The organism is Pantoea sp. EKM101V, from assembly GCF_011800325.1.
Classification (GTDB): Bacteria; Pseudomonadota; Gammaproteobacteria; order Enterobacterales; family Enterobacteriaceae; genus Pantoea; species Pantoea anthophila.
In genome coordinates this window covers 229,344-254,241 of the sequence record NZ_JAALFP010000002.1, presented here as the reverse complement: position 1 = coordinate 254,241, position 24,898 = coordinate 229,344, and the positions used below count along the sequence as shown (strand labels likewise).

At 56.6% G+C, this 24,898-nt stretch carries 19 protein-coding genes; 16 read left to right on the top strand and 3 right to left on the bottom strand.

What is annotated here, in order from left to right; translation table 11 throughout:
• The first annotated feature begins 53 nt into the window (after nt 1-53).
• The 9 genes from rpsA (at nt 54) to HFD92_RS05055 (ending at nt 10,613) form a co-directional block, all read left to right on the top strand.
• The gene (rpsA, locus tag HFD92_RS05095) at nt 54-1,727 is read left to right on the top strand and encodes a 30S ribosomal protein S1 (RefSeq protein ID WP_009091109.1); all 1,674 of its coding nucleotides are present in this window, start codon (nt 54-56) and stop codon (nt 1,725-1,727) included.
• Nucleotides 1,728-1,809: 82 nt separating this feature from the next.
• A complete protein-coding gene (ihfB, locus tag HFD92_RS05090; RefSeq protein WP_003849360.1) occupies nt 1,810-2,094 on the top strand; it encodes an integration host factor subunit beta in 285 nt (94 codons plus the stop codon).
• Between the two features lie 204 nt (nt 2,095-2,298).
• The gene (locus HFD92_RS05085; protein WP_167428434.1) at nt 2,299-4,554 is read left to right on the top strand and encodes a DNA internalization-related competence protein ComEC/Rec2; all 2,256 of its coding nucleotides are present in this window, start codon (nt 2,299-2,301) and stop codon (nt 4,552-4,554) included.
• A gap of 34 nt (nt 4,555-4,588) precedes the next feature.
• Entirely contained in the window at nt 4,589-6,337 is a 1,749-nt protein-coding gene (gene msbA, locus HFD92_RS05080) for a lipid A ABC transporter ATP-binding protein/permease MsbA (RefSeq protein ID WP_046101523.1), read from the top strand.
• Nucleotides 6,334-7,320: a tetraacyldisaccharide 4'-kinase gene (lpxK, locus tag HFD92_RS05075; protein ID WP_167428433.1), complete on the top strand. Its 987-nt coding sequence runs from the start codon at nt 6,334-6,336 to the stop codon at nt 7,318-7,320. Before msbA ends, lpxK begins: the two co-directional genes overlap by 4 nt.
• A 40-nt stretch (nt 7,321-7,360) precedes the next feature.
• Nucleotides 7,361-8,575 (top strand): winged helix-turn-helix domain-containing protein, encoded by a 1,215-nt coding sequence (locus HFD92_RS05070; RefSeq protein ID WP_167428432.1) that lies wholly within the window; start codon nt 7,361-7,363, stop codon nt 8,573-8,575.
• 104 nt (nt 8,576-8,679) lie between these two features.
• A complete protein-coding gene (locus HFD92_RS05065; RefSeq protein ID WP_009091101.1) occupies nt 8,680-8,862 on the top strand; it encodes a Trm112 family protein in 183 nt (60 codons plus the stop codon).
• Nucleotides 8,859-9,608, top strand: coding sequence for a 3-deoxy-manno-octulosonate cytidylyltransferase (kdsB, locus tag HFD92_RS05060; RefSeq protein WP_009091099.1), 750 nt, complete (start codon nt 8,859-8,861; stop codon nt 9,606-9,608). Before HFD92_RS05065 ends, kdsB begins: the two co-directional genes overlap by 4 nt.
• 111 nt (nt 9,609-9,719) lie before the next feature.
• Complete coding sequence (locus HFD92_RS05055) at nt 9,720-10,613, top strand: hypothetical protein (protein WP_167428431.1); 894 nt, start codon at nt 9,720-9,722, stop codon at nt 10,611-10,613.
• Here HFD92_RS05055 and elyC read toward each other — a convergent pair.
• Nucleotides 10,593-11,378, bottom strand: coding sequence for an envelope biogenesis factor ElyC (gene elyC, locus HFD92_RS05050; protein WP_167428508.1), 786 nt, complete (start codon nt 11,376-11,378; stop codon nt 10,593-10,595). The genes HFD92_RS05055 and elyC overlap by 21 nt on opposite strands.
• Nucleotides 11,379-11,503: 125 nt before the next feature.
• On the opposite strand from elyC, the gene cmoM reads away from it, so the two are divergent.
• The 7 genes from cmoM (at nt 11,504) to HFD92_RS05015 (ending at nt 22,162) form a co-directional block, all read left to right on the top strand.
• Nucleotides 11,504-12,289 carry a tRNA uridine 5-oxyacetic acid(34) methyltransferase CmoM gene (gene cmoM, locus HFD92_RS05045; RefSeq protein ID WP_058957450.1) on the top strand — a complete coding sequence of 262 codons (786 nt, stop codon included), beginning with the start codon at nt 11,504-11,506 and terminating at the stop codon, nt 12,287-12,289.
• Complete coding sequence (gene mukF, locus HFD92_RS05040) at nt 12,286-13,608, top strand: chromosome partition protein MukF (protein WP_009091093.1); 1,323 nt, start codon at nt 12,286-12,288, stop codon at nt 13,606-13,608. Before cmoM ends, mukF begins: the two co-directional genes overlap by 4 nt.
• The gene (mukE, locus tag HFD92_RS05035; RefSeq protein ID WP_009091092.1) at nt 13,589-14,314 is read left to right on the top strand and encodes a chromosome partition protein MukE; all 726 of its coding nucleotides are present in this window, start codon (nt 13,589-13,591) and stop codon (nt 14,312-14,314) included. Before mukF ends, mukE begins: the two co-directional genes overlap by 20 nt.
• Nucleotides 14,311-18,798: a chromosome partition protein MukB gene (mukB, locus tag HFD92_RS05030; RefSeq protein WP_167428430.1), complete on the top strand. Its 4,488-nt coding sequence runs from the start codon at nt 14,311-14,313 to the stop codon at nt 18,796-18,798. Before mukE ends, mukB begins: the two co-directional genes overlap by 4 nt.
• Before the next feature lie 149 nt (nt 18,799-18,947).
• Nucleotides 18,948-20,759: a L,D-transpeptidase gene (ldtD, locus tag HFD92_RS05025; protein ID WP_167428429.1), complete on the top strand. Its 1,812-nt coding sequence runs from the start codon at nt 18,948-18,950 to the stop codon at nt 20,757-20,759.
• A gap of 185 nt (nt 20,760-20,944) precedes the next feature.
• Nucleotides 20,945-21,493, top strand: coding sequence for a YcbK family protein (locus tag HFD92_RS05020; protein ID WP_009091085.1), 549 nt, complete (start codon nt 20,945-20,947; stop codon nt 21,491-21,493).
• 39 nt (nt 21,494-21,532) lie between these two features.
• Nucleotides 21,533-22,162, top strand: a complete 630-nt coding sequence (locus tag HFD92_RS05015; protein ID WP_167428428.1) for an MBL fold metallo-hydrolase — start codon at nt 21,533-21,535, stop codon at nt 22,160-22,162.
• Nucleotides 22,163-22,224: 62 nt separating this feature from the next.
• Here HFD92_RS05015 and HFD92_RS05010 read toward each other — a convergent pair whose 3' ends face one another.
• Nucleotides 22,225-23,415 (bottom strand): amino acid aminotransferase, encoded by a 1,191-nt coding sequence (locus tag HFD92_RS05010; RefSeq protein WP_167428427.1) that lies wholly within the window; start codon nt 23,413-23,415, stop codon nt 22,225-22,227.
• 233 nt (nt 23,416-23,648) lie between these two features.
• Entirely contained in the window at nt 23,649-24,755 is a 1,107-nt protein-coding gene (ompF, locus tag HFD92_RS05005; RefSeq protein WP_304623150.1) for a porin OmpF, read from the bottom strand.
• Nucleotides 24,756-24,898: the final 143 nt, after the last annotated feature.

Sequence of the window (24,898 nt, the reverse complement as noted above, 5' to 3'; positions counted from 1 at the left end):
TCCGACATGAAGTCAGATGGACGTTAAATTGAAGAATCCTGAAGATTATCAATATGACTGAATCTTTTGCTCAACTATTTGAAGAATCCTTAAAAACAATCGAAACCCGCCCGGGTTCTATCGTTCGTGGCATCGTCGTTTCTATCGACAAAGATGTCGTTCTGGTTGATGCGGGTCTGAAATCTGAATCTGCAATCCCTGCAGAGCAGTTCAAGAACGCAGCCGGCGAACTGGAAATCCAGGTTGGCGACGAAGTTGATGTTGCTCTGGATGCAGTGGAAGACGGCTTCGGTGAAACCCTGCTGTCCCGTGAGAAAGCTAAGCGCCATGAAGCATGGATCACGCTGGAGAAAGCTTACGAAGACGCTGAAACTGTTACCGGTGTTATCAACGGCAAAGTTAAAGGCGGCTTCACAGTTGAGCTGAACGGTATCCGTGCGTTCCTGCCAGGTTCACTGGTTGATGTGCGTCCGGTGCGCGATACGCTGCACCTGGAAGGCAAAGAGCTTGAGTTCAAAGTAATCAAGCTGGATCAGAAACGCAACAACGTCGTGGTTTCACGTCGTGCCGTTATCGAATCTGAAAACAGCGCAGAGCGCGATCAGCTGCTGGAAAACCTGCAGGAAGGCATGGAAGTTAAAGGTATCGTTAAGAACCTCACTGACTACGGTGCATTCGTTGATCTGGGCGGCGTTGACGGCCTGCTGCACATCACTGATATGGCGTGGAAGCGCGTTAAGCATCCAAGCGAAATCGTTAACGTTGGCGACGAAATCACCGTTAAGGTGCTGAAGTTCGACCGCGAGCGTACCCGTGTTTCTCTGGGTCTGAAGCAGCTGGGCGAAGATCCATGGGTTGCTATCGCTAAACGCTATCCGGAAGGCACCCGCCTGACCGGTCGTGTGACCAACCTGACTGACTACGGCTGCTTCGTGGAAATCGAAGAAGGCGTTGAAGGTCTGGTACACGTTTCTGAAATGGACTGGACCAACAAAAACATCCATCCGTCTAAAGTTGTTAACGTAGGCGATGTGGTTGAAGTTATGGTTCTGGACATCGACGAAGAGCGTCGTCGTATCTCCCTGGGTCTGAAGCAGTGTAAATCTAACCCATGGCAGCTGTTCGCTGAGACGCACAACAAAGGCGATCGTGTTGAAGGTAAAATCAAGTCAATCACTGACTTCGGTATCTTCATCGGCCTGGACGGCGGCATCGACGGTCTGGTTCACCTGTCTGACATCTCCTGGAACGCGACTGGCGAAGAAGCCGTTCGTGAGTACAAAAAAGGCGACGAAATCGCTGCCGTTGTACTGCAGGTTGATGCAGAGCGCGAGCGTATCTCTCTGGGCGTTAAACAGCTGGCAGAAGATCCGTTCAACAACTACATCACTCTGAACAAGAAAGGTGCGATCGTCACCGGTAAAGTGACTGCAGTTGATGCTAAAGGTGCTACAGTTGAATTAGCAGACGGCGTTGAGGGTTACCTGCGCGCTTCTGAAGCTTCACTGGACCGCATTGAAGACGCCACTCTGGTTCTGAACGTTGGCGACGACGTTGAAGCTAAGTTCACCGGCGTTGATCGTAAAAACCGTGTCGTAAGCCTGTCTGTTCGTGCGAAAGACCAGGCTGATGAGAAAGAAGCTATCAACACTGTTAACACCAAACAGGAAGAAGGCAACTTCTCTAACGCGATGGCTGAAGCGTTCAAAGCGGCTAAAGGCGAGTAATCGACCTGAAGCACCGGGTGGGTAACCACCCGGTTTCGGTAAAAGCTGTCATACTTTCCCTGAGGGATAAACCGGAGGTTACATGACCAAGTCAGAACTGATTGAAAGACTGGCGGGACAGCATACTCATATACCGGCGAAAGTCGTTGAGGATGCAGTAAAAGAGATGCTCGAGCACATGGCCACGACGCTGGCACAGGGTGAGCGCATCGAAATCCGGGGATTCGGCAGCTTTTCTTTGCACTATCGCGCTCCGCGCACCGGGCGTAACCCGAAAACGGGTGACAAAGTGGATCTGGAAGGTAAATACGTTCCCCACTTTAAGCCAGGTAAAGAGCTGCGCGATCGCGCAAATATTTACGGCTAAGCCGATACCGAACCCGATAAACGACATCTCCGGATGTCGTTTTTTTTTGCCCGCTATCCTGTCTGCGATCGGCTATCCACGCTGTTCTCATCTGACGCTATCCATCACAAGTTCTTTGCGAGCCCGCTCGGGCCAGCGCAATTCTCTCCTGTTACTTTCTCCTGAGGGGTTCAGACTTACCGAACTGACCCGATGGATATGATTATGCTGACATGGACTGTTCTGGCGCGACTGACGATTGTGGCCACACTGCCGCTACTGCTGATGGCCCGGCTGCCTTCAGGCCAGATGATACTGATGTTCCTTCTTACCGGTCTGGTGCTGCTGCATTCTCCTTATCAGCCCGTTCGTCTGATCGGTATCACGCTGCTGCTTCTGAGCTGGGCGTGCTACGACGCCCGTCTGATAGTGCGGGACATTGAACATTTCTCTGCACGTACCGGGAGCTACACGATTCAGATCGCTGAACTGCGCCAGGCGCGCAGGCAAATCCAGGTTCGCCTGCTGGAAGAAGAGGGCAGAAGGATATTTCCGCCGCGCTTCGCCTGGATCTATTTCGATGCTGACTCAGCGCTCTACTGTCCCGGACAGCGCTGGACGATGCAACTGCGTCTGCGACCGGTCCATGCCCGTCTCAACGAAGACGATTTTGATGCCCAGCGTTTCGCACTCGCTAACAATACGCCGCTACAGGGTCGGATCCTGAAGCAGGTCGCAATTGATGAGCGCTGTGACGCGCGCTGGCGGTTTATTCTGGGGCATCGGGAGAGCACCCGCGGCCTCGCTTCACGGGCGACGCTGGAAGCGCTGGCGTTTGGCGTTCGTGATGAGATGAGCCAGCAGACGCGTCAGCTTCTGCGTGAGACGGGCACTGCGCACCTGATGGCGATCTCCGGTATGCACATCGCCTTAGCGGCCAGCACCGGCTGGCTGATTGCGCGCGGCGTGCAGTTCTTTTTGCCAGCCCGCTGTGTCGGCTATCTTTTTCCTCTCATCGTGAGCTGGCTGTTCGCCGCACTCTATACCTGGCTTTCAGGCGCGCAGCCGCCCGCAGAGCGTTCGTTGCTTGCCCTGACGCTATGGGGAATAACCCGGACTGCCGGTATTCAGCTGAACAGCTGGCAGGTCTGGACATTCTGTATTGCACTGCTGCTGGTGGCAGACCCCTTAACCGTACTTTCTGACAGCTTCTGGCTCTCGGTACTGGCTGTCGGCATGCTGCTGGTCTGGTATCACTGGTTTCCCTTGCCTGCCGCGCTTCGGCATCAACGACGCTGGCTGCCACTTCAGCTGCTGCATCTGCAGGCGGGCATGATGATTTTAATGGTACCGCTGCAGGTGGCGATTTTTAACGGCATCAGCCTGACGGCCCTGATGGCAAATTTCGTCGCGATTCCGGTTGTCTCATTCATTACCATGCCCCTGATGACGCTCGCCATGCTGTTGCCGGTCACACAGCTCTCCGGCTTCTTCTGGAGCGCGGCCGATCTTTCCCTGCGAGCGCTGTTTTACTGCCTGAAGCAGCTGCCGACGGGCTGGTATCCACTGAGTGGCACAACCTGGTTTACGGTCATGGTCTGGGGCGGCCTGATCCTCTGGCGCGCGCAGCTCTTTTTCGCTTTTCCTGTGAGCAGCAGCGCGATCGCCCTGGCGATGATACTCAGTCGCCAGCCCAATCAGGAACGGGGCTGGCGTATCGATATGCTGGATATCGGACACGGACTGAGCCTGGTGATCAGCCAGGGCGACGAGGCGGTGATCTATGACACCGGGCCACGCTGGCAGAACGATAATGCAGGCAGTCGGGTGATTATTCCGTGGCTGGAGCGCAGGCAGCTGCGCCTGAAGCAGGTGATCCTCAGCCATAAACATCTTGATCATACCGGCGGGCTGGATGCGATCAAAAAGCGCTGGCCCGCAGCGGAAATCAGAAGTGCGCTGGCGGACAGGACGCACTTACCCTGTGTGCGTGGCACGCAGTGGCGCTGGCGACAGCTCACTTTTCGGGTCATCTGGCCGCTGACGGCCCCTTTACCCGGTGGAAACAACGACTCCTGCGTGATGATTGTTGATGATGGTCAGGTGCGGCTGATGTTAACCGGCGATATTGAAGCCAGGGCGGAGCGTCAGTTGGTGGCCCTGGAAAAGGAGGGATTGAAGGTCGATATCCTGCAGGTGCCGCACCACGGCAGCCGCACTTCGTCCACCTCACTGCTGCTGCGCAAAGCGGCAGGCCACACCGCAATCGCCTCTCTGGCGCGCTACAATGCATGGCGTATGCCTGCAAAACGGGTCGTGGAAGCCTATCACGCCGCCGGTTTTCACTGGCTGGATACCGGGCAGTCAGGGCAAATCAGCATCAGGATAGAGCAGGGCAGCGTGCAGGTTTTCAGCCTGCGGGATCAATTAATGCCCCGTTGGTATCATCAGTGGTTTGGCGTCAAACGTGATTCCAGGTAGAATGGCCGGCTATTTCCAACAGCGTGAATAAATAATGCATCAAGATAAAGATCTCTCTACGTGGCAGACGTTCCGCCGACTCTGGCCGATGATCGCGCCAAATAAAGCGGGATTAATTGTGGCCTCTGTCGCCCTGATTATTAATGCTGCGGGCGACGCCTTAATGCTCTCCCTGTTGAAACCGTTACTGGATGATGGTTTTGGTAAAGCCGACCGGTCAGTGATGCTGTGGATGCCGTTGGTGGTGATCGGCCTGATGCTGGTACGTGGCGTAACCAGCTATATCTCCAGCTACTGCATCTCCTGGGTTTCCGGCAATGTCGTGATGAATATTCGCCGTCGCCTGTTCAGCCATATGATGGGCATGCCGGTTTCGTTTTTTGACCAGCAGTCGACCGGCACCCTGCTGTCGCGCATCACCTATGACTCTGAACAGGTCGCCTCCTCCTCTTCCGGTGCGCTGGTCACCGTGGTGCGTGAAGGGGCGTCGATTATTGGCCTGTTTATCATGATGTTCTACTACAGCTGGCAGCTGTCGTTAATCCTGATCGTGCTGGCACCTATCGTCTCCTTTGCCATACGCACCGTTTCTAAGCGCTTCCGTTCAATCAGCAAAAGTATGCAGAACACCATGGGGCAGGTGACCACCAGCGCCGAGCAGATGCTGAAAGGACATAAAGAGGTACTGATTTTTGGCGGTCAGGAAATTGAGTCAGAGCGCTTTAACCGCGTCAGTAACCGTATGCGTCAGCAGGGAATGAAGCTGGTCTCAGCCTCCTCTATTTCCGATCCGGTGATTCAGCTGATCGCCTCTCTGGCCCTGGCTTTTGTTCTTTACGCCGCCAGTTTCCCGAGCGTCATGGATACCCTGACCGCTGGCACCATCACCGTGGTCTTCTCTTCGATGATTGCTCTGATGCGCCCGCTTAAGTCTCTGACCAACGTCAATGCCCAGTTCCAGCGCGGCATGGCAGCCTGTCAGACCCTGTTCTCCATTCTGGACAGTGAACAGGAAGTGGACAATGGCACCCGCGAAATTACCCGCGCCAAAGGCGATATTGAGTTCCGCGACGTGACCTTTACCTATCCGGGCCGTGAAGTCCCGGCACTGCGCAATATCAATCTGTCGCTGCCCGCCGGAAAAACGGTCGCGCTGGTGGGCCGTTCCGGCTCCGGTAAGTCCACGATGGCGAGCCTGCTGACCCGCTTTTATGACATCCAGCAGGGTGAAATTCTGCTGGACGGTTTTGACCTGCGTGAGTACACCCTGCGTTCGCTGCGTAATCAGGTGGCGCTGGTGTCGCAGAATGTGCATCTTTTCAACGACACGATTGCCAATAACATCGCCTATGCGCGCAGTGAGCAATACAGCCGTGAAGAGATCGAACGGGCAGCGACCATGGCGCACGCCATGGACTTTATCAATAAAATGGATAAAGGCCTGGATACGGTCATTGGTGAGAATGGCGTACTGCTGTCTGGCGGCCAGCGTCAGCGTATTGCCATCGCCCGTGCCCTGCTGCGCGATTGTCCGATTCTGATCCTCGATGAAGCGACCTCAGCTCTGGATACCGAGTCCGAACGTGCGATTCAGTCAGCCCTGGATGAGTTGCAGAAGAACCGCACCTCGCTGGTAATTGCGCATCGACTCTCCACGATTGAAAAAGCGGATGAGATTGTGGTGATTGAAGATGGTCAGATCGTTGAACGCGGAACGCATCAGGTGCTGCTGGCTGAACGTGGTGCCTATGCCCAGCTGCACAAAATGCAATTCGGCCAATGATTGAACGTATCTGGAGTGGTCGCTCACCGCTGTGGCTTCTGCTCTGGCCATTAAGCCTGCTGTATGGGGCGATTACGGCTCTGATACGTTTCAGTTACCGCCGGGGCTGGCGAAAAAGCTGGCGTGCGCCCTTGCCGGTTGTGGTGGTGGGTAACTTAACCGCTGGCGGCAATGGAAAAACGCCGGTGGTGATCTGGCTGGTTGAGGCGCTGCAGCAGCGCGGCCTGCGTGTGGGGGTCGTCTCCAGGGGATATGGCGGCAAGGCGGATCACTATCCTCTGCGGGTGACCACCCAGACCGGCACCGATCAGGCCGGGGATGAACCGGTCCTGATTGCCCAGCGCACCGGGGCACCGGTCGCGGTCGCCCCCCGGCGTCAACAGGCGATTGAGGCGTTACTGCAGCAGGGCCCGCTGGATGTCATTATCACGGATGATGGCCTGCAGCATTACGCTCTGCAGCGCGACCGGGAAATTGTGGTGGTGGACGGCCTGCGTCGCTTCGGTAATGGCTGGTGGTTGCCCGCCGGTCCGATGCGCGAACGTGCCAGTCGTCTGCAGCAGGTTGATGCGGTAATCATCAACGGCGGCGATGCACTGGCCGGCGAGATTGCCATGCATCTCCAGCCTGGCCTGGCCACTAATTTGCTGACCGGCGAAACCTGTCCGTTGCAGCAGCTGGAGGCAGTGGTGGCGATGGCCGGTATTGGTCATCCGCCCCGCTTTTTCAACACGCTGAAGCAGCAGGGTATGACGCCGCTGGCAGAAGTCGCCTTTGCCGATCATCACGCCTACAGCGAAGATGAGCTGACCCGCCTACTGCAGCCGGGCCAGCAACTGCTGATGACCGAAAAAGATGCGGTGAAATGCCGCCCGTTTGCCCAGCCGTCGTGGTGGTATCTGCCGGTAGATGCCCGGTTATCCGGCCAGGCCGTGACGCCCTTACTGGACGATATAGAACAGCTCAGCCGCCGCATGTCCTGACCCCCAATGCGCATTCAGGTGAGGCCTGATAAGGAAAAGAATGAACACCACGCATTCACTTTCGTTACAGCAGGCCCGTCACCTTCATCTTGCTGCCCAGGGCCTGCTGCGCGCCCCCGCAAAGCGCGCGGTCTATCAGGATCTGATCGCGTGCATCTCCCGCATGTCGCTGCTGCAGATTGATACGATCCATGTGGTAGCCCGCAGTCCCTATCTGGTGCTTTTCAGCCGTCTTGGTGACTTTCCACAGCGCTGGCTGGAACAGGTGCTGGCTGAGGGGGAGCTGTTTGAATACTGGGCGCACGAAGCCTGCTTTATTCCCCGCGACGATTACCGGCTTCTGCGTCATCGCATGCTGTCGCCGGAGCGGCTGGGCTGGAAATATAATGCGCAGTGGGTTGCTGAGCATCAGCAGGAGATAGCCGATCTCCTGCAGCAGATCAGGGAGAAGGGGCCGGTACGGGCCGCCGACTTCAGCCATGCTGATAACCCCAAATCGGGATGGTGGGCATGGAAACCGCATAAGCGCCATCTGGAAAATCTCTTCAGCGCCGGTGAACTGATGGTTACCGAACGCCGCAATTTTCAGCGTGTCTATGACCTGCGAAGCCGCGTGATGCCTGACTGGCAGGATGCCATCCATGGCATCAGCGAAGCGGAAGCCATCCACCAGATGTTGCTGAACAGTGCCCGCAGTCTGGGTCTCTTTCGCACTGCCTGGCTGGCCGATTACTACCGTCTGAAACGGGCACCACTGAACGCGTTTATCGCGGAGGCGCAGGCAGCCGGAGAACTGGTGGCCGTCAACACGGAAGGGCTGGGGGCGATGTGGCTTCACCGGGACCTGCTGCCGTTACTGGAGACCCCGCTGCAGGCGACGCACAGCGCGCTGTTGTCGCCGTTTGATCCGATGGTCTGGGATCGCAAACGTGCGCTGGAGCTGTTCAGCTTTGACTATCGTATCGAGTGCTATACCCCGGCAGAAAAACGGAAATTTGGCTATTTTGTGCTGCCGATACTTCATCGCGGCCAGCTGAAAGGCCGGCTGGATGCCCGCATGCTGCGCAAGGCTAAACAGCTGGAAATTAAAAATATCTGGCTTGAAGAGAAGACTCGTGTGACGGCACGCTTTGTCGTGGATATCCGGCGCGCGATTGAACGTTTCGCTGCATGGCAGGGTGCAGAGAGCGTTGTCATCCTCAACATGCCAGAGGCCCTTAGCGATTGCTGGCCTGCGCTGTGGACACTGACATAATCTCTTTTGCGGCAGCTGCCGCAGAGAACGTTTTACCCCATCCCGCATGAAGCGGGCTATGGTATGCTTTACCCCTTAAGCATTTGCTCCCTGATGGAGGACATATGGATCATCGTTTACTCGAAATCGTTGCCTGCCCGGTCTGTAATGGCAAACTCTACTTTAACAATGCTCAGCAGGAGCTGATCTGCAAACCCGATGGCCTGGCCTTCCCGGTCAGAGAGGGGATTCCGGTACTGCTGGAAACAGAAGCCCGTACGCTCTCTGTTGAAGAGATTCATCCATGAGTTTCACCGCCATCATTCCTGCACGTTATGCGTCAACCCGCTTACCCGGCAAGCCGCTGCTCGATATTCATGGTAAACCGATGGTGGTGCATGTGATGGAGCGCGCCCGCGAGTCGGGTGCCAGCCGGGTCATTGTGGCCACCGATCATCCCGATGTGGCGCAGGCCGTGGAAGCGGCAGGCGGCGAAGTCTGCATGACGCGCGCCGATCATCAGTCCGGCACAGAGCGGCTGGCGGAAGTGATCGAAAAGTATCAGTTTGCTGATGATGAAATCATCGTCAACGTGCAGGGCGACGAACCGATGATTCCGGCAGAGATTGTGCGTCAGGTGGCGAATAATCTGGCGGGGTCGGCCGCGGGCATGGCGACGCTGGCCGTACCCATCACGGATGCGGAGGAAGCGTTTAATCCCAATGCGGTGAAAGTGGTCATGGATGCGCAGGGTTACGCGCTCTATTTTTCACGGGCGACTATCCCCTGGGATCGTGAACGCTATGCTGCGTCACGCGACCAGATTGGTGACACGCTGCTGCGCCACATTGGTATTTACGCCTATCGTGCCGGTTTTATCCGCCGCTATGTTGCCTGGGCACCTTGTCCGCTGGAGCAGATTGAGCTGCTCGAACAGCTGCGGGTGTTATGGTACGGCGAGAAAATTCATGTTGCTGTTGCGCAAACTATTCCCAGCGTGGGGGTAGACACGCCAGACGATCTGCAACGTGTCCGCGAGGCCATGCAGGCCTGATTATCGGGGAGCCTGTCTCCCCGTTTCCGCACAACCTTATTGATCCGCCACTAAACTTATCGCCAACACTTCCTTCAGGATATTGTGATACTCATCTGAGGAGGATGCCGCATGGAAGAGCTTAAATCGGAACTCACGCTGGCGCTGGGGGAAACGATCAGCCGCCTCGAAATCATCAGCGAACAGCCGCCCACCCGACTTTATGCGCTATACGATCGGGAAGGCCTCCCTATGCCGGTCGTGGCAAAATATTTTCGTCATCAGGGCCGGGCAGCGATAGAAGCGAAAAAGCTGACGTTGCTTGGTCAGGCCGGACGGATTGCGGTGCCAGTCGTGTATGGTCTGGTGATGAGCCAGCGTCCTCCGGTTCATGAAATGCTTCTGCTGGCGCGACTCAATGGCGTGACGGCGGAGGCCCCGGCGCGGGATGCTCAGCGCTGGCAGCAGTTTTGTGAGCAGGTAGTCGAGGGGCTGCTTGCCTGGCATCGGCTCGACAGCCATGGGCTGGTGGGTACGGTGGACAGCACTCAGCAGAATCGCTGGCCCGCCTGGTATGCTCAGCGGATTGAGGTGCTGTGGGCGACGCTGAATTATCTGCGACCAGCGGCTTTGATGCTGGAAGATCGCCAGATTCTGTTTCGCTGCCGGGCGCGACTGGCGCATCTGTTCCGCGGCTTTGACGATCCCTGCGTAATGGTGCATGGCAACGTCCGGCTGCAAAGCATGCTGAAAAACAGCCGCAGCGATCAGCTAATCGCGATGACCCAGCCCGGCCCGCTCCTCTGGGCACCGCGTGAGATTGATCTCATCCATCTGGATGACTCTCCGGCTGAAACAGCGCTGCTGCACAGCTATCTGCAGCGGGCACCGGTTTCAGAAGGCTTTGTCTGGCGTCGTTGGGTTTATCAGGTGTGGGACTGCGTCGACCAGCTGATCCAGACCGGCACCTTTAATCGTCCCCGTTTTGACCATGCCTGCGCGCAGCTACTTCCCTGGCTCGGCTGAGTCCGGTTTCTCTCCTTTCAGCCGCTGTAATAGTGCGCCAAGCGTTTCATACACCGCCCGTTCGCTGTGACTCAGCCAGATCGGGGAGGGTATCGCCCGCTCCCATCCATTCAGCGGTGAGGTAATTGCCAGCTGGTTGGCAGGTGCGGCAATCGGCTGCAATCCGACAGCGTGGAAAAAACGTATTGCCCGCGGCATATGATTCGCGGATGTGACCAGCAGGAATGGATGTTCACCCACCACGCCTTTCACCGCCTGCGCCTCATCCGCCGTATCGCGCGGCTGATCGAGAAGCTGAATATGTGCCGGGGGAACACCCAAACTTTCGGCTACCTGTGCCGCGACCCAGGCGCTGCTCTTCGGATTGGTACCGCCTGCGGCGCCGGTGAAAATCAGGGTCGATTGCGGATTGCGTTGCCACTGACGCACTCCTTCTGCCACGCGCGGCAGGCTGTTGTTCAGCAGGTTTGAGCTCGGCGCCCATGCCGGATTGAACGTGTAGCCTCCGCCCAGCACGACGATATAGTCCACCTCACGGGTGCCGTTCCAGGTCGGATAACGGCTATCCAGCGGCAACAGCAGGCCGTCGGCCAGCGGTTGCAGACTCAGAAGCAGCAGTAACAGCCAGCTGACAGAGATCACGGTTTTACCGCTTTTCTGCCAGTCAGTCAGCCAAAGCAGTAAAATGCCCAATGCCATCAGCAAAAGCAGAAACGGCAGGGGTAAAAGCAGCCCGCCAGTCACTTTTTTCAGGGTAAATAACATCAAAAACGCGTCCTGTTGTCCGAAAATAGAGCACCCGGAAGGGAAGATGGGGATGAAAGGTTCATTCTTCTGGTGCCTGTGACAAAATAGCACAAGTCTTACCGCAGCATACCGGAGCGCATGCCATGCAGGATCGTAACTTTGACGATCTCGCGGATAAATTTTCGCAAAATATTTACGGCACCACCAAAGGACGGATACGCCAGGCCATTCTCCATGATGAGCTGGCGATGATCCTGCCAGGCCTGTCGCCACACCCGCTCTCCGTGCTGGATGCGGGTGGCGGAATCGGCCAGGTCTCCAGCGGTCTGGCGGCGCAGGGCCATCAGGTGCTGCTGTGCGATCTCTCCGGTGAGATGCTGCGCCGGGCGGAAGAAAATGCCACGGCGCAGGGTGTGAGCCACAACATGCAATTCAGACAAATTAGCGCCCAGCAGGTGGGTGAACATTTGGATAAGCCGGTGGATCTGGTATTGTTCCACGCTGTGCTTGAGTGGGTCGCCGAACCGGAGGCGGTGCTGAAAGCGTTGTATGATGTGCTGCGTCCGGGTGGGGTCATGTCACTGATGTTTTACAATCTGCACGGCCTGACACTGCGCACCTTAACGCTGGGCAACTTTGGCTATCTGCGCACCAACCTGACCAAACGCAAAAAGCGCACGCTATCGCCTGACTATCCCCGCGATCCCGATCAGGTTTATCGCTGGCTGGAGGCCTGTGGCTTTGTGATTGAGCGGCGTGCCGGTATCCGGGTTTTCAGCGACTACATGAAACCGCCAAAGGGCGAGCCCAAAAGCGACGACGAAATTATTGAGATGGAGCGGCGTTACTGCCGTCAGGAACCCTTTTTAAGCTTAGGGCGTTACATCCACGTGACCGCGCGTAAACCCGGGCAGAAGGACGAATTATGAGTGAATTTTCCCAGACGGTACCTGAACTGGTATCCTGGGCGCGCAAAAATGACTTTTCCCTTGCGCTGCCAGTGGAACGGCTGGCCTTTTTGCTGGCTATCGCCACCCTCAACGGGGAGCGGATGGACGGCGAAATGAGCGAAGGCGATCTGATTGATGCTTTCCGTCACGTCAGTAAAGCGTTTGAACAAACCCATGAAACCGTGCTGGTTCGCGCCAATAACGCCATCAATGACATGGTGCGACAGCGCCTGCTCAACCGCTTTACCAGTGAACTCACCGAAGGCAACGCCATCTATCGCCTGACGCCGCTGGCGATCGGTATCACCGACTACTACATCCGTCAGCGGGAGTTTTCGACCCTGCGCCTGTCGATGCAGCTCTCCATTGTGGCCAGTGAGCTGAAGCGGGCCGCCGATGCCGCCCAGGAAAATGGCGATGAGTTTCACTGGCACCGAAATGTTTTCGCGCCGCTGAAATATTCGGTGGCAGAGATATTCGACAGCATCGATATGACCCAGCGTCTGATGGATGAGCAGCAGCAGGCGGTTAAAAACGATATCGCCGAGCTGCTGAACAAAGACTGGCGCGCGGCTATCTCCAGCTGCGAAATGCTGCTTTCAGAGACCTCGGGAACCCTGCGCGAACTGCAGGATACGCTCGAAGCCGCGGGTGACAAGCTGCAGGAAAACCTGTTACGCATTCAGGATGCCACGCTGAACAGCCCGGATCTCGGGTTTGTCGACAAGCTGGTGTTTGATCTGCAGAGCAAACTTGACCGAATCACCAGCTGGGGCCAGCAGGCGATTGACCTCTGGATCGGCTACGACCGCCACGTCCATAAATTTATTCGTACTGCCATCGACATGGATAAAAACCGCGTCTTTGCGCAGCGTCTGCGGGTATCGGTTCAGAATTACTTCGACGCGCCGTGGGCGCTGACCTATGCCAACGCCGACCGTCTCTATGACATGCGCGATGAGGCCCTGACGCTGCGTAACGACGAAGTCATGGGCGAACTGCCGCCGGAGATGGAGTACGAAGAGATCAACGAAATCCGCGAACAGCTGGCAGCCATGATTGAAGAAGCGCTGCAGGTCTACAAGTTGCAACAAAAACCGCTCAACCTCGCGTCAGTAATGCGCGACTACCTGGCCCAGTATCCCCGCGCCCGTCATTTCGATCTGGCGCGCATTGTGGTGGACCAGGCGGTGCGTCTTGGCGTAGCGGAAGCCGATTTAGCCGGCTTGCCTGTGGAATGGCAAGCCATCAATGATTACGGAGCCAAGGTGCAGGCACATGTCATCGACAAATATTGAACAAGTGATGCCGGTTAAGCTGGCACAGGCACTGGCCAACCCGATTTTCCCCGCGCTGGACAGCCAGTTACGCGCGGGACGCCACATCGGTATTGAAGAGCTGGATAACCACGCTTTTCTGATGGACTACCAGTCGTTTCTCGAAGAGTTTTACAGCCGCTATCATGTGGAGTTAATCCGCGCGCCGGAAGGTTTCTTCTATCTGCGTCCGCGTTCAACCACGCTGATCCCGCGCTCGGTACTCTCTGAGCTGGATATGATGGTCGGGAAAATTCTCTGCTATCTCTATCTCAGCCCGGAACGGCTGGCCAATGAAGGGATTTTCACCCAGCAGGAGCTCTACGATGAACTGCTCTCGCTGGCGGACGAGAACCGGCTGCTGAAGCTGGTGAATCAGCGTTCAACCGGGTCGGATCTGGACCGCACCAAGCTGCAGGAGAAAGTGCGCGCCTCACTGAGCCGTCTGCGCCGTCTCGGCATGGTGTGGTTTTTCGGCAACGACAGCAGCAAATTCCGCATCACGGAATCGGTGTTCCGCTTTGGCGCTGACGTGCGCGGCGGGGATGATGCTCGTGAAGCGCAGCTTCGTCTGATTCGTGACGGGGAAGCGATGCTACTGGAAAACGCCACTGCACCGGTCGACACCGATGAAGGTGACGGGCAGGAGAGCGACGCGAGTGAGAACGCAGAGGAAGAACAGGCATGATTGAGCGCGGAAAGTTTCGTTCGCTTACGCTGATCAACTGGAACGGCTTTTTTGCCCGCACCTTTGATCTTGATGAATTAGTTACCACGCTGTCAGGCGGTAACGGGGCCGGTAAGTCCACCACGATGGCGGCTTTTGTCACCGCGCTGATCCCCGATCTGACGCTGCTGCACTTCCGTAATACCACCGAAGCGGGTGCGACCTCCGGGTCGCGCGATAAAGGCCTGCACGGCAAACTGCGCGCCGGCGTCTGCTACTCCATGCTGGATGTGGTGAACTCACGCCACCAGCGTGTGGTGGTGGGTGTTCGCCTGCAGCAGGTCGCCGGCCGGGATAAAAAGGTGGACATCAAGCCATTCAGTATCCACGGTCTGCCTGCCGACACCAATCCGACCGACATGCTGACTGAAGTGCTGAACAGCCGTCAGGCGCGCGTGTTGCCGCTGAATGAGGTGAAAGAGCGGGTTGAGGCGCAGGAAGGGGTACAGTTCCGCGCCTATAACTCGGTCACTGACTATCACGCCATGATGTTTGATCTGGGCGTGGTGCCGCGTCGTCTGCGCTCCGCCAGCGATCGCAGCAAGTTTTATCGCCTGATTGAAGCCTCGCTCTACGGCGGTATCTCCAGTGCGATTACTCGATCGCTGCGTGATTACCTGCTGCCTGAAAACAGCGGCGTGCGCAAAGCCTTCCAGGATATGGAAGCCGCACTGCGCGAGAACCGCATGACGCTGGAGGCAATCCGCGTAACTCAGTCCGATCGCGATCTGTTTAAACACCTGATCTCTGAGGCGACCAGTTACGTTTCGGCTGACTACATGCGCCATGCTAACGAGCGTCGGGTTCATCTCGACAGCGCGTTACAGCTGCGCAATGAACTGTTCAGCAGCCGCAAGCAACTCGCCACCGAGCAGTATCGTCATGTTGAAATGGCGCGCGAACTGGCTGAGCACAGCGGCGCCGAAAACGATCTCGAAGTCGATTATCAGTCCGCCAGCGATCACCTTAACCTTGTGCAGACGGCTATGCGTCAGCAGGAGAAGATTGAACGCTACGATGCCGATATCGAAGACCTGACGCTGCGGCTGGAAGAGCAGACCGAAGTGGTGGCCGAAGCGCGTGAGATTCAGGAAGAGAACGAAGCGCGGGCTGAAGCGGCTGAGCTGGAAGTGGATGAGCTGAAAAGTCAGCTGGCTGATTTCCAGCAGGCGCTCGACGTGCAGCAAACCCGCGCCATTCAGTATCAGCAGGCACTGCAGGCACTGGAGCGCGCCCGCACCCTTTGCCAGTTGCCCGACCTGAGCATCGACAATGCAGCCGAATGGCAGGAGAGCTTCCAGGCTAAAGAGGAGGAGGCGACAGAGCACCTGCTGCGTCTTGAGCAGAAGCTGAGCGTGGCGGAAGCGGCGCACAGTCAGTTTGAACAGGCGCTGGCGCTGGTGACCAGCATCGCCGGTGAGGTGAGTCGTCAGGATGCCTGGCAAACCGGCCGCGAACTGCTGCGGGATGCCAGCAATCAGCGCCATCACGCCGAACAGCTCTCCTCGCTGCGTCTGCGTCTAAATGAACTGGAACAGCGGCTGCGCGAGCAGCATGAGGCTGAGCGTCTGCTGGCCGAGTTCTGCAAGCGTCAGGGGCAGCACTACGACGCGGATGCGCTGGCTGGCCTGCAGCAGGAGCTGGAAGCGCAGATCGAACAGCTGAACAGCAGCGTGGCGGACGCGGGTGAGCAGCGCATGAAGATGCGCCAGGAGCTCGAACAGCTGCGTGAACGTATTACAGGCCTGACGGCGCGCGCGCCGCACTGGCTCGCCGCCCAGGAGATCCTGACGCAGCTCAGCGAACAGACCGGCCAGGCGCTGAACAGCAGCCAGGATGTCACCGAGTACATGCAGCAACTGCTGGAACAGGAGCGTGAAACCACCGTCGAGCGCGACGAGGTGGCAGCACGTAAACGTGACATCGAGCAGCAGATTGAACGGCTCAGTCAGCCGGGCGGTGCTGAGGATGCGCGTCTGACCCAGCTGGCAGAACGTTTTGGCGGCGTGCTGCTGTCAGAGATTTATGATGATGTGACCCTGGACGATGCGCCGTACTTCTCGGCGCTCTATGGCCCGTCACGTCACGCGATTGTTGTACCTGATCTTTCACGAGTGCGCGAGTTGCTGGACGGACTGGAAGAGTGTCCGGAAGATCTCTATCTGATCGAGGGCGATCCGCAGTCATTCGACGACAGCGTCTTCAGTGTTGATGAGCTGCAGAATGCGGTCGTGGTAAAAGTGGCTGAGCGTCAGTGGCGCTACTCCCGCTTCCCGAAAATACCGCTGTTTGGCCGCGCGGCGCGTGAAAATCAGCTTGAGCTGCTGCATCTGGAGCGCGACAAGCTGGCGGAACGCTATGCGACCCTGTCGTTCGATGTGCAGAAAACGCAGCGTCTGCATCAGTCCTTCAGTCGCTTTATCGGCAGTCATCTGGCCGTCGCCTTTGATGCCGACCCGGAAGCGCAGATTCGTCAGCTGGGCGCGCGCCGCGGGGAGCTGGAGCGGGCACTGAATCAGCATGAAAGTAACAATCAGCAGCAGCGTCAGCAGTATGAGCTGGCGAAAGAGGGCGTATCGCAGTTAAACCGCCTGCTGCCGCGCGTTAATCTGCTGCTGGATGACACCCTGGCCGATCGCTGCGAAGAGATTCGTGAGCAGGTTGATGCCGCTCAGGATGCGGCGCGCTTCCTGCATCAGCATGGTGCTAAGCTGGCGAAACTGGAACCGATCATCGCGGTTCTGCAGAGCGACCCGGAACAGCACGAACAGCTGCAGGCGGACTATCAGCAGGCGCAGCAGCAGCAGCGCAACGCCCGTCAGCAGGCATTTGCCCTGACCGAGGTGGTGCAGCGTCGTGCTCACTTCAGTTATGACGATTCAGCCAGCATGCTCAGTGGCAACAATGACCTCAGCGACAAACTGCGTCAGCGCCTGGAGCAGGCTGAAGGCGAGCGCAGCCGCTGCCGTGAACGTCTGCGTGAACATCAGGCACAGCTGACCCAATATGCTCAGCTGCTGGCCTCGCTGAAAAGCGCCTGGGATGCCAAGCGCGACATGCTGAAAGAGCTGCAGCAGGAGATGCAGACGATTGGCGTCCATGCGGACAGCAGCGCAGAAGCGCGGGCGCGGGCGCGTCGCGATGAGCTTTATACCGCACTGAGCCACAACCGCGCACGCCGGAATCAGCTGGAGAAACAGCTGACCTTCTGCGAAGCGGAGATGGATAATCTGCAGAAGCGACTGCGCCAGCTGGAACGCCAGTATCATCAGGTGCGTGAACAGGTGGTCAGCGCGAAAGCGGGCTGGTGCACGGTGCTGCGTCTGGTCAAAGAGAATGGCGTGGAGCGCCGTCTGCATCGTCGTGAACTCGCCTACATGAGTGGCGATGAACTGCGTTCGATGTCGGATAAGGCGCTGGGTGCGCTGCGTCTGGCGGTGGCGGACAATGAGCATCTGCGCGACGTGCTGCGGCTGTCAGAAGATCCGAAACGTCCGGAACGTAAAATTCAGTTCTTTATCGCCGTTTATCAGCATCTGCGTGAGCGTATTCGTCAGGACATTATCCGGACTGACGATCCGGTGGAAGCGATTGAGCAGATGGAGATTGAGCTGAATCGCCTGACGGAAGAGCTGACCGCGCGTGAGCAGATGCTGGCCATCAGTTCTCGCAGTGCGGCGAACATTATCCGTAAAACCATTCAGCGTGAACAGAACCGTATCCGTCAGCTGAATCAGGGCCTGCAGACCGTCAGCTTTGGTCAGGTGCGCAGCGTACGTCTCAACGTTAACGTTCGCGAAACCCATGCCATGCTGCTGGATACGCTGTCGGAAGAGCATGAGCAGCATCAGGACCTCTTCAACAGTAACCGTCTGACCTTCTCAGAGGCGCTGGCGAAGCTCTATCAGCGTCTGAACCCGCATATCGATATGGGTCAGCGGACGCCGCAGACTATCGGTGAGGAGCTGCTGGACTACCGCAACTATCTGGAGATGGAGGTGGAAGTTAACCGTGGTTCGGATGGCTGGCTGCGTGCAGAAAGTGGCGCACTCTCAACCGGCGAAGCGATCGGTACCGGGATGTCGATTCTGGTGATGGTCGTGCAGAGCTGGGAAGAGGAGTCCCGCCGTCTGCGAGGCAAGGATATCTCACCTTGCCGCCTGCTGTTCCTGGATGAGGCGGCTCGTCTGGATGCCCGCTCTATCGCCACGCTGTTTGAGCTATGTGAACGTCTGGAGATGCAGCTGGTGATTGCTGCGCCGGAGAACATCAGCCCGGAGAAAGGCACGACCTACAAACTGGTGCGTAAGGTGTTTAACAACACCGAGCACGTGCATGTTGTCGGCCTGCGTGGATTTGCGGCCGATCCCGTGCCCACTCGTGCCGGGAGCGGGGAGGCCGCTCTGCCCGATCTGACCACTGAAAAATCTCAGGCTGAGACGTAGTCAAAAACCGAACCATTGGTTAATCTGGAAACGGCATTTGTCGCATGAGGCAAATGCCGTTTTTGTTTGTATACTCAACATAATGAGTCACAGCCCGATCGCAGCGGATACAGGGAACGCTGCGCAGTTAAGAAGATAAGGGGGCAGGGATGTTGCTGGCAAAAAAGGTTAATCATCATCGTGTTATATCAGTGTTAGCGCTGGCGCTAACGGTTGTTCCATTTACGCTACCACAGGCCGCTGTTATCGCCGCGATGCCCGGCACCGCGCACGCGTCAGTTTCGGTTTCCGACAGTCAGCAACGTATCCGCCAGGCGTTTTCCAGCGCCGATCAGCCATTTTATCTTGCGCCGCTGGCGACGCTGTATGCGTCCCGCCACATGCAGCCGCTCTGGCAGGATGAGCAGGCGGTTCAGAAGTTTCAGCAGCAGCTGGCTGAGGTGGCGCTCTCTGGCGTCCAGCCGCAGTTCACGCGCTGGGTTGACCGTCTGACTAACCCGGCTATCACCGGCTTTGCCCGTGACGTGACCCTCTCCGACGCCATGCTGGGCTACCTGCAGTTTGTCTCTAACGTGCCGACGCAGGGCGAAACCTGGCTCTACAGTAATGTTCCTTACAGGCTGACACAGCCGTCGGTGGCCGTGGTGAATCAGTGGCAGAATGCGGTTAATGCGGGCGCGAGCAGTACGTTTGTTGCTTCCCTGCAGCCGCAGCATCCTCAGTATCAGCCGATGCACGCTGCGCTGAAAGCGCTGCTCAGTGATAAACAACCCTGGCCGCAGCTGAAGAACAGCGAAACGCTGCGTCCGGGGCAGGTCAGTGACGATGTGCCCGCACTGCGTGAAATTCTGCAGCGCAGCGGCATGCTGACCGCACAGAGCAACGCGCCCGCACCGGATGATGATGCCGTGCCGGTCGCTCCTTCGCCGGTAACCCACAGCGATCAGCCGGTGGCAGTGAGTCCTTCCGCCACGCCGGTTAACGATCTGCCTGCGCCATCGCCGCAGTCACCCGGCAACGTTCAGAGCCAGACGCTGGACGGCAACACCGCTAATGTCTATGACGAGACGCTGGTGGCGGCGGTCAAACGTTTTCAGCAGTGGCAGGGGCTGGATGGCGATGGCGCTATCGGTGCCAGAACGCGGCAGTGGCTGAACGTCTCACCCCAGATGCGCGCTTCATTACTGGCGCTGAATATTCAGCGACTGCGCCTGCTGCCGGATGATATGCACAACGGCATTATGGTCAACATCGCCAACTACTCGCTGATCTATTACAACAACGGCAACAAGATCCTCTCTTCCCGGGTTATTGTCGGGCGCCCCGATCGTAAAACACCACTGATGCGCAGCGCGCTCAATAATGTGGTGCTCAATCCGCCGTGGAATGTGCCGACGACGCTGGTGCGTAAAGATATCATCCCTAAAGTGAAACAGGACCCCACCTATCTCTACAAGCACGGTTATACCCTGCTGTCGGGCTGGAGTGCTGACGCTGAAGTGATCGATCCCAGTATGATCGACTGGCGCATGGTTTCCGCTGCATCCTTCCCTTACCGGATGATTCAGGCTCCGGGTCAGACGAATGCGCTGGGCCGATACAAATTCAACATGCCTAGTTCAGATGCCATCTATCTGCATGACACGCCAAACCATAACCTGTTTCAGCGTGATATTCGTGCGCTCAGCTCAGGCTGCGTGCGTGTGAATAAGGCATCAGAACTGGCCGGGTTGTTACTGCAGGATGCAGGCTGGAACGACTCCCGTATTTCCAGCACCCTGAAAGAGGGGGATACCCGTTATGTGCCGATTCGCCATCGCATCCCGGTCAATCTCTATTACCTTACGGCCTGGGTTGCTGATGATGGCAAGCCGCAGTTCCGAACAGATATTTACAATTATGATGACACCGCCCGTTCGGGCAGTCAGGCACTGAGCCGGGCCAAACAGTTATTGCTCTAGTGATTGATTTTAAATCGTTAGCAGCGCACCTGGCACCGTAAGAAATATCCTCTGAGGGCGATTCCTTCGGGAATCGCCTCTCAAACACGCCCCAGATGGGTTGACGCTTACCTGAGAGAAAGTTATGGTTCGGCCTGTGCGCTTTTTGCACATTTCTATGGCTTCACTCTCAGGTAAACCGCTACATGTCTACTATTGATTCTTTTCGTCGCAACCTGCTGCTTTGCGGTAGTGCCGCCGCCGGACTGGCATTATTGCCCGCTTCTGCAAGGGCTTCGCTTTCAACATCTCGCCCGCGTGTATTGATGCTTAACAATCTTCACACCGGTGAAACCCTTAAAACTGAATTTTTTAATGGTAAGAGTTACGACAAGGATGAGTTGACACGATTAAATCACTTTTTCCGTGACTACCGCGCCAATAAAGTGAAAAGCATTGATCCGCACCTCTTCGATCAGATTTTCCGCCTGCAGGCACTGCTCGGTACGCGCAAACCTGTCCAGCTGGTCTCGGGCTACCGTTCACTGGCGACCAACAATATGTTACGTGAGAGCGGTCCGGGAGTCGCGAAGCATAGCTATCACACCAAAGGCCAGGCGATGGATTTCCATATTGAAGGGGTTTCATTAGCCAATGTACGTAAAGCGGCGTTATCTCTGCGTGCGGGTGGTGTAGGATATTATCCCCGCAGTAACTTTGTACATATTGATACCGGTCCGATCAGGCACTGGTAACGACACCGGCGACGCTGCGTGAGCCGGTCATGGAGCGTTATGAACTACCACATTATTCCTGTTACAGCCTTTGCCCAGAACTGTTCCGTTATCTGGTGCGACACCACCCGTGAAGCGGCTCTGGTCGATCCAGGCGGCGATGCCGATCTGATTAAACAAACGCTGGAACAGCTCAGACTCAAACCCGCTCAGATTCTGCTGACCCATGGGCATCTCGATCATGTCGGAGCCGCGGTCGAACTGGCGGCTTACTATCAGATCCCTGTTGTCGGGCCACAAAAGCGGGATGCTTTCTGGCTGGAGGCGCTGCCCACGCAGAGCCGGATGTTCGGACTGGAAGAGTGCGCCCCTTTCACGCCGGATCGCTGGCTGGAGGAGGGGGAGAGTGTGCAGGTCGGGCTGACTACGCTGGAGGTCCTGCACTGCCCGGGCCATTCCCCTGGTCATGTGGTGTTCTTTGACCGTCCCGGAAAGCTGCTGATTTCAGGTGATGTGATTTTTAATGGCGGCGTGGGACGAACAGACTTCCCGCAGGGCGATCATCAGCAGTTAATTAAGGCGATTCACACTAAATTACTGCCGCTGGGCGATGATGTGACTTTTCTGCCCGGTCACGGCCCGATCTCCACACTGGGACAGGAACGCATCAGCAATCCTTTCCTGCAGTAAAATCAGACCTTTTGCTGCCATAAAAAATGGGCCCTCAGGCCCATTTTTGTTTATCGCCTGCCTCAGAGCACCGCGACAATCGCTTCGCACAGCGCCGACATGTTGTCCGGCGTCATTCCGGCCACATTCACGCGGCCAGAGTTAACGGCATACACAGCGAACTCTTCACGCAGGCGAATAACCTGCTCTTTGGTTAAGCCGCTGAATGAGAACATGCCGTTTTGCTTAATGATAAAGCTGAAGTCACGCTGCGCACCTTTCTCTGCCAGCGTGTTAACAAACAGCTGCCGCATACGCTGAATGCGCTGACGCATGTCCGACAGCTCCTGCTCCCAGATCGTCCGAAGTGCGTCGTTACTCAGAATCGTCGCGACGACGGCCGCACCATGCGCCGGGGGATTGGAGTAGTTGGCACGAATGGTGTATTTCACCTGACTGAATGCGGTTTCTGCTACGCTGGCGTCGGCCGCTACCAGCGTGATGGCCCCCACGCGCTCATTGTAGAGACCAAAATTCTTCGAGTATGAGCTGGCGACAATCAGCTCCTGATGTGACGCGGCAAAAATACGCAGGCCTTCGGCATCTTCGTCCAGACCACGGGCAAAGCCCTGGTAAGCGAAGTCGAACAGCGGCAGCCAGCCATTCGCCTGTGAGATCTCTGCCAGCTTCTGCCACTGCTCCGCTGTCGGATCGATACCGGTCGGGTTATGGCAGCAGCCGTGGAAAAGTACCACGTCGCCAGGCTGAACCTGACTCAGCGACGCCAGCATTCCCTCAAAATCGAGTGTATGGTTTGCCGCGTCATAATAGTGATATTCACACACCTCAAGACCGGCAGCATTGAACACATTTTTATGATTCGGCCAGCTGGGGTTGCTGATCCAGACCCGTTTTACCGCTGTCTGCGTGGCCAGAAAATCTGCCGCAATGCGTAGCGCGCCTGTGCCACCTGGCGTCTGTGCCGTACGTGCACGGCGCGCGCTAATCAGTGGGCTGTCATTGCCGAACAGCAGGGCCTGCGTGCAGCGCGCGAAATCCGCCAGACCATCAATGCTGAGATAGTTTTTGGTGGTTTCGTTTTCCAGCAGATACTGCTCAGCCTTTTTAACACTGGTCAGCACCGGGGTCTTGCCGGTTTCGTCTTTATAGACGCCGATACCCAGATTGATTTTTTCAGGGCGGTCATCAGCACGAAACAGATCGGCGAGCCCGAGAATAGGATCGGCGGGTGCAGCAGAGATCGATTCAAACATGTGTCAGGTCCATTAGCGTGAACGTTTGCAAGAGGGCTCTCAGGTTAACGTCCGGCCAGGCAAATGCCAACCGTTTGCGAATCAAAATGCTCTATTTTGCGGTGCGGATTGCGCGACGGGGAGATAAAGACGTTAACGTGGGGCGGAAGGGGATTAAGCAGCGCAGAGGTTGTGATTAACAGCCATAAAAAAACGGGGCCGTGGCCCCGTTTTTCAACATGTTGAAAGCAGGATTAGAACTGGTAAACCAGGCCTACACCCACCACGTCGTCTGTGTTCAGATTCAGGCGGTTGTTGTCATCCAGCTGGTTGATTTTGTAATCAACATAGGTAGACATGTTTTTGTTGAAGTAGTAAGTCGCGCCAACATCGAAATATTTGTACAGGTCAGCATCGCCGATACCTTCGATATCTTTGCCTTTCTGTTGCACGTATGCGATGGATGGACGCAGACCGAAGTCGAACTGGTACTGAGCAACTAACTCAATAGTCTGAGTTTTATTGGCGAATGCAGTCACTGAGTCGTCAGTGTTAGCTACAGGGACGCCAATAGCGGTAGAGTTACGGCCTTCACCGTACATCGCTGCCAGGTAAACGTTGTTCGCATCATATTTCAGCGCGGTTGCCCAGTTCTCAGCACGTTTGCCCTGACCAACTACGTTACCATTAACAGCAACACCCGCTGCCTGTGAATTAGTACGGTCGCTGCTGCTGTAAGCACCAACGATGCCAACACCAATTGGTGAGGTGTATGAAGTTGAGAGCGCATAACCGTCACCGTTAGCACGGTCAATCGCGGTACGGTCGTTTTTGCCCTGATACTGAGCAGCAAAGTCCCAGCCATCAACCAGACCGAAGAAGTTGGTGTTGCGGTAGGTCAGCAGGCCGGTGCTGCGACCGTTCATAAAGCTGTCTGAGCTGCCCCAGTCACCACCAAATACTGGCAGCATATCGGTCCAGCCGATTGCATCGTAAACCAGACCATAGTTACGGCCGTAGTCGATTGAACCTGCATCACCGAATTTCAGACCGGCAAAGCCCAGACGGGTTTTGTTGCCATTCTGTGCGTCACCACCCTCAGAGTTGTTCGCCTGAAGGTTATATTCCCACTGGCCGTAACCGGTCAGCTGGTCATTAATCTGGGTTTCGCCTTTGAAGCCAAAGCGGACATAAGACTCATCGCCGTCGCTGCCAGCGTCGTCAGAGAACTGGTGACGTGCATCGACTTTACCGTACAGGTCCAGTTTGTTGCCGTCTTTGTTATAGATTTCTGCAGCATTGGCTGCGCCGGCGGCTAACAGAGCAGGGATAACCACTGCCAGAATATTGCGCTTCATCATTATTCATTACCCTCATTGGAGTTATTTGTACACCTGCCACTGCCGTAAGGAAATCTTTACAGAACCCTCAACGAAGTTTGGTGTCTTCCTGTGTCTGCACGCATCTTTCCATCCCCCCCGCCGTAATTCTAGCGCGAAAATGC

Coding starts and splice junctions, on each gene's coding strand:
- rpsA (WP_009091109.1), top strand. CDS start 54: ATGACTGAATCTTTTGCTCAACTATTTGAAGAATCCTTAAAAACAATC.
- ihfB (WP_003849360.1), top strand. CDS start 1,810: ATGACCAAGTCAGAACTGATTGAAAGACTGGCGGGACAGCATACTCAT.
- HFD92_RS05085 (WP_167428434.1), top strand. CDS start 2,299: ATGCTGACATGGACTGTTCTGGCGCGACTGACGATTGTGGCCACACTG.
- msbA (WP_046101523.1), top strand. CDS start 4,589: ATGCATCAAGATAAAGATCTCTCTACGTGGCAGACGTTCCGCCGACTC.
- lpxK (WP_167428433.1), top strand. CDS start 6,334: ATGATTGAACGTATCTGGAGTGGTCGCTCACCGCTGTGGCTTCTGCTC.
- HFD92_RS05070 (WP_167428432.1), top strand. CDS start 7,361: ATGAACACCACGCATTCACTTTCGTTACAGCAGGCCCGTCACCTTCAT.
- HFD92_RS05065 (WP_009091101.1), top strand. CDS start 8,680: ATGGATCATCGTTTACTCGAAATCGTTGCCTGCCCGGTCTGTAATGGC.
- kdsB (WP_009091099.1), top strand. CDS start 8,859: ATGAGTTTCACCGCCATCATTCCTGCACGTTATGCGTCAACCCGCTTA.
- HFD92_RS05055 (WP_167428431.1), top strand. CDS start 9,720: ATGGAAGAGCTTAAATCGGAACTCACGCTGGCGCTGGGGGAAACGATC.
- elyC (WP_167428508.1), bottom strand. CDS start 11,378: ATGTTATTTACCCTGAAAAAAGTGACTGGCGGGCTGCTTTTACCCCTG.
- cmoM (WP_058957450.1), top strand. CDS start 11,504: ATGCAGGATCGTAACTTTGACGATCTCGCGGATAAATTTTCGCAAAAT.
- mukF (WP_009091093.1), top strand. CDS start 12,286: ATGAGTGAATTTTCCCAGACGGTACCTGAACTGGTATCCTGGGCGCGC.
- mukE (WP_009091092.1), top strand. CDS start 13,589: ATGTCATCGACAAATATTGAACAAGTGATGCCGGTTAAGCTGGCACAG.
- mukB (WP_167428430.1), top strand. CDS start 14,311: ATGATTGAGCGCGGAAAGTTTCGTTCGCTTACGCTGATCAACTGGAAC.
- ldtD (WP_167428429.1), top strand. CDS start 18,948: ATGTTGCTGGCAAAAAAGGTTAATCATCATCGTGTTATATCAGTGTTA.
- HFD92_RS05020 (WP_009091085.1), top strand. CDS start 20,945: ATGTCTACTATTGATTCTTTTCGTCGCAACCTGCTGCTTTGCGGTAGT.
- HFD92_RS05015 (WP_167428428.1), top strand. CDS start 21,533: ATGAACTACCACATTATTCCTGTTACAGCCTTTGCCCAGAACTGTTCC.
- HFD92_RS05010 (WP_167428427.1), bottom strand. CDS start 23,415: ATGTTTGAATCGATCTCTGCTGCACCCGCCGATCCTATTCTCGGGCTC.
- ompF (WP_304623150.1), bottom strand. CDS start 24,755: ATGATGAAGCGCAATATTCTGGCAGTGGTTATCCCTGCTCTGTTAGCC.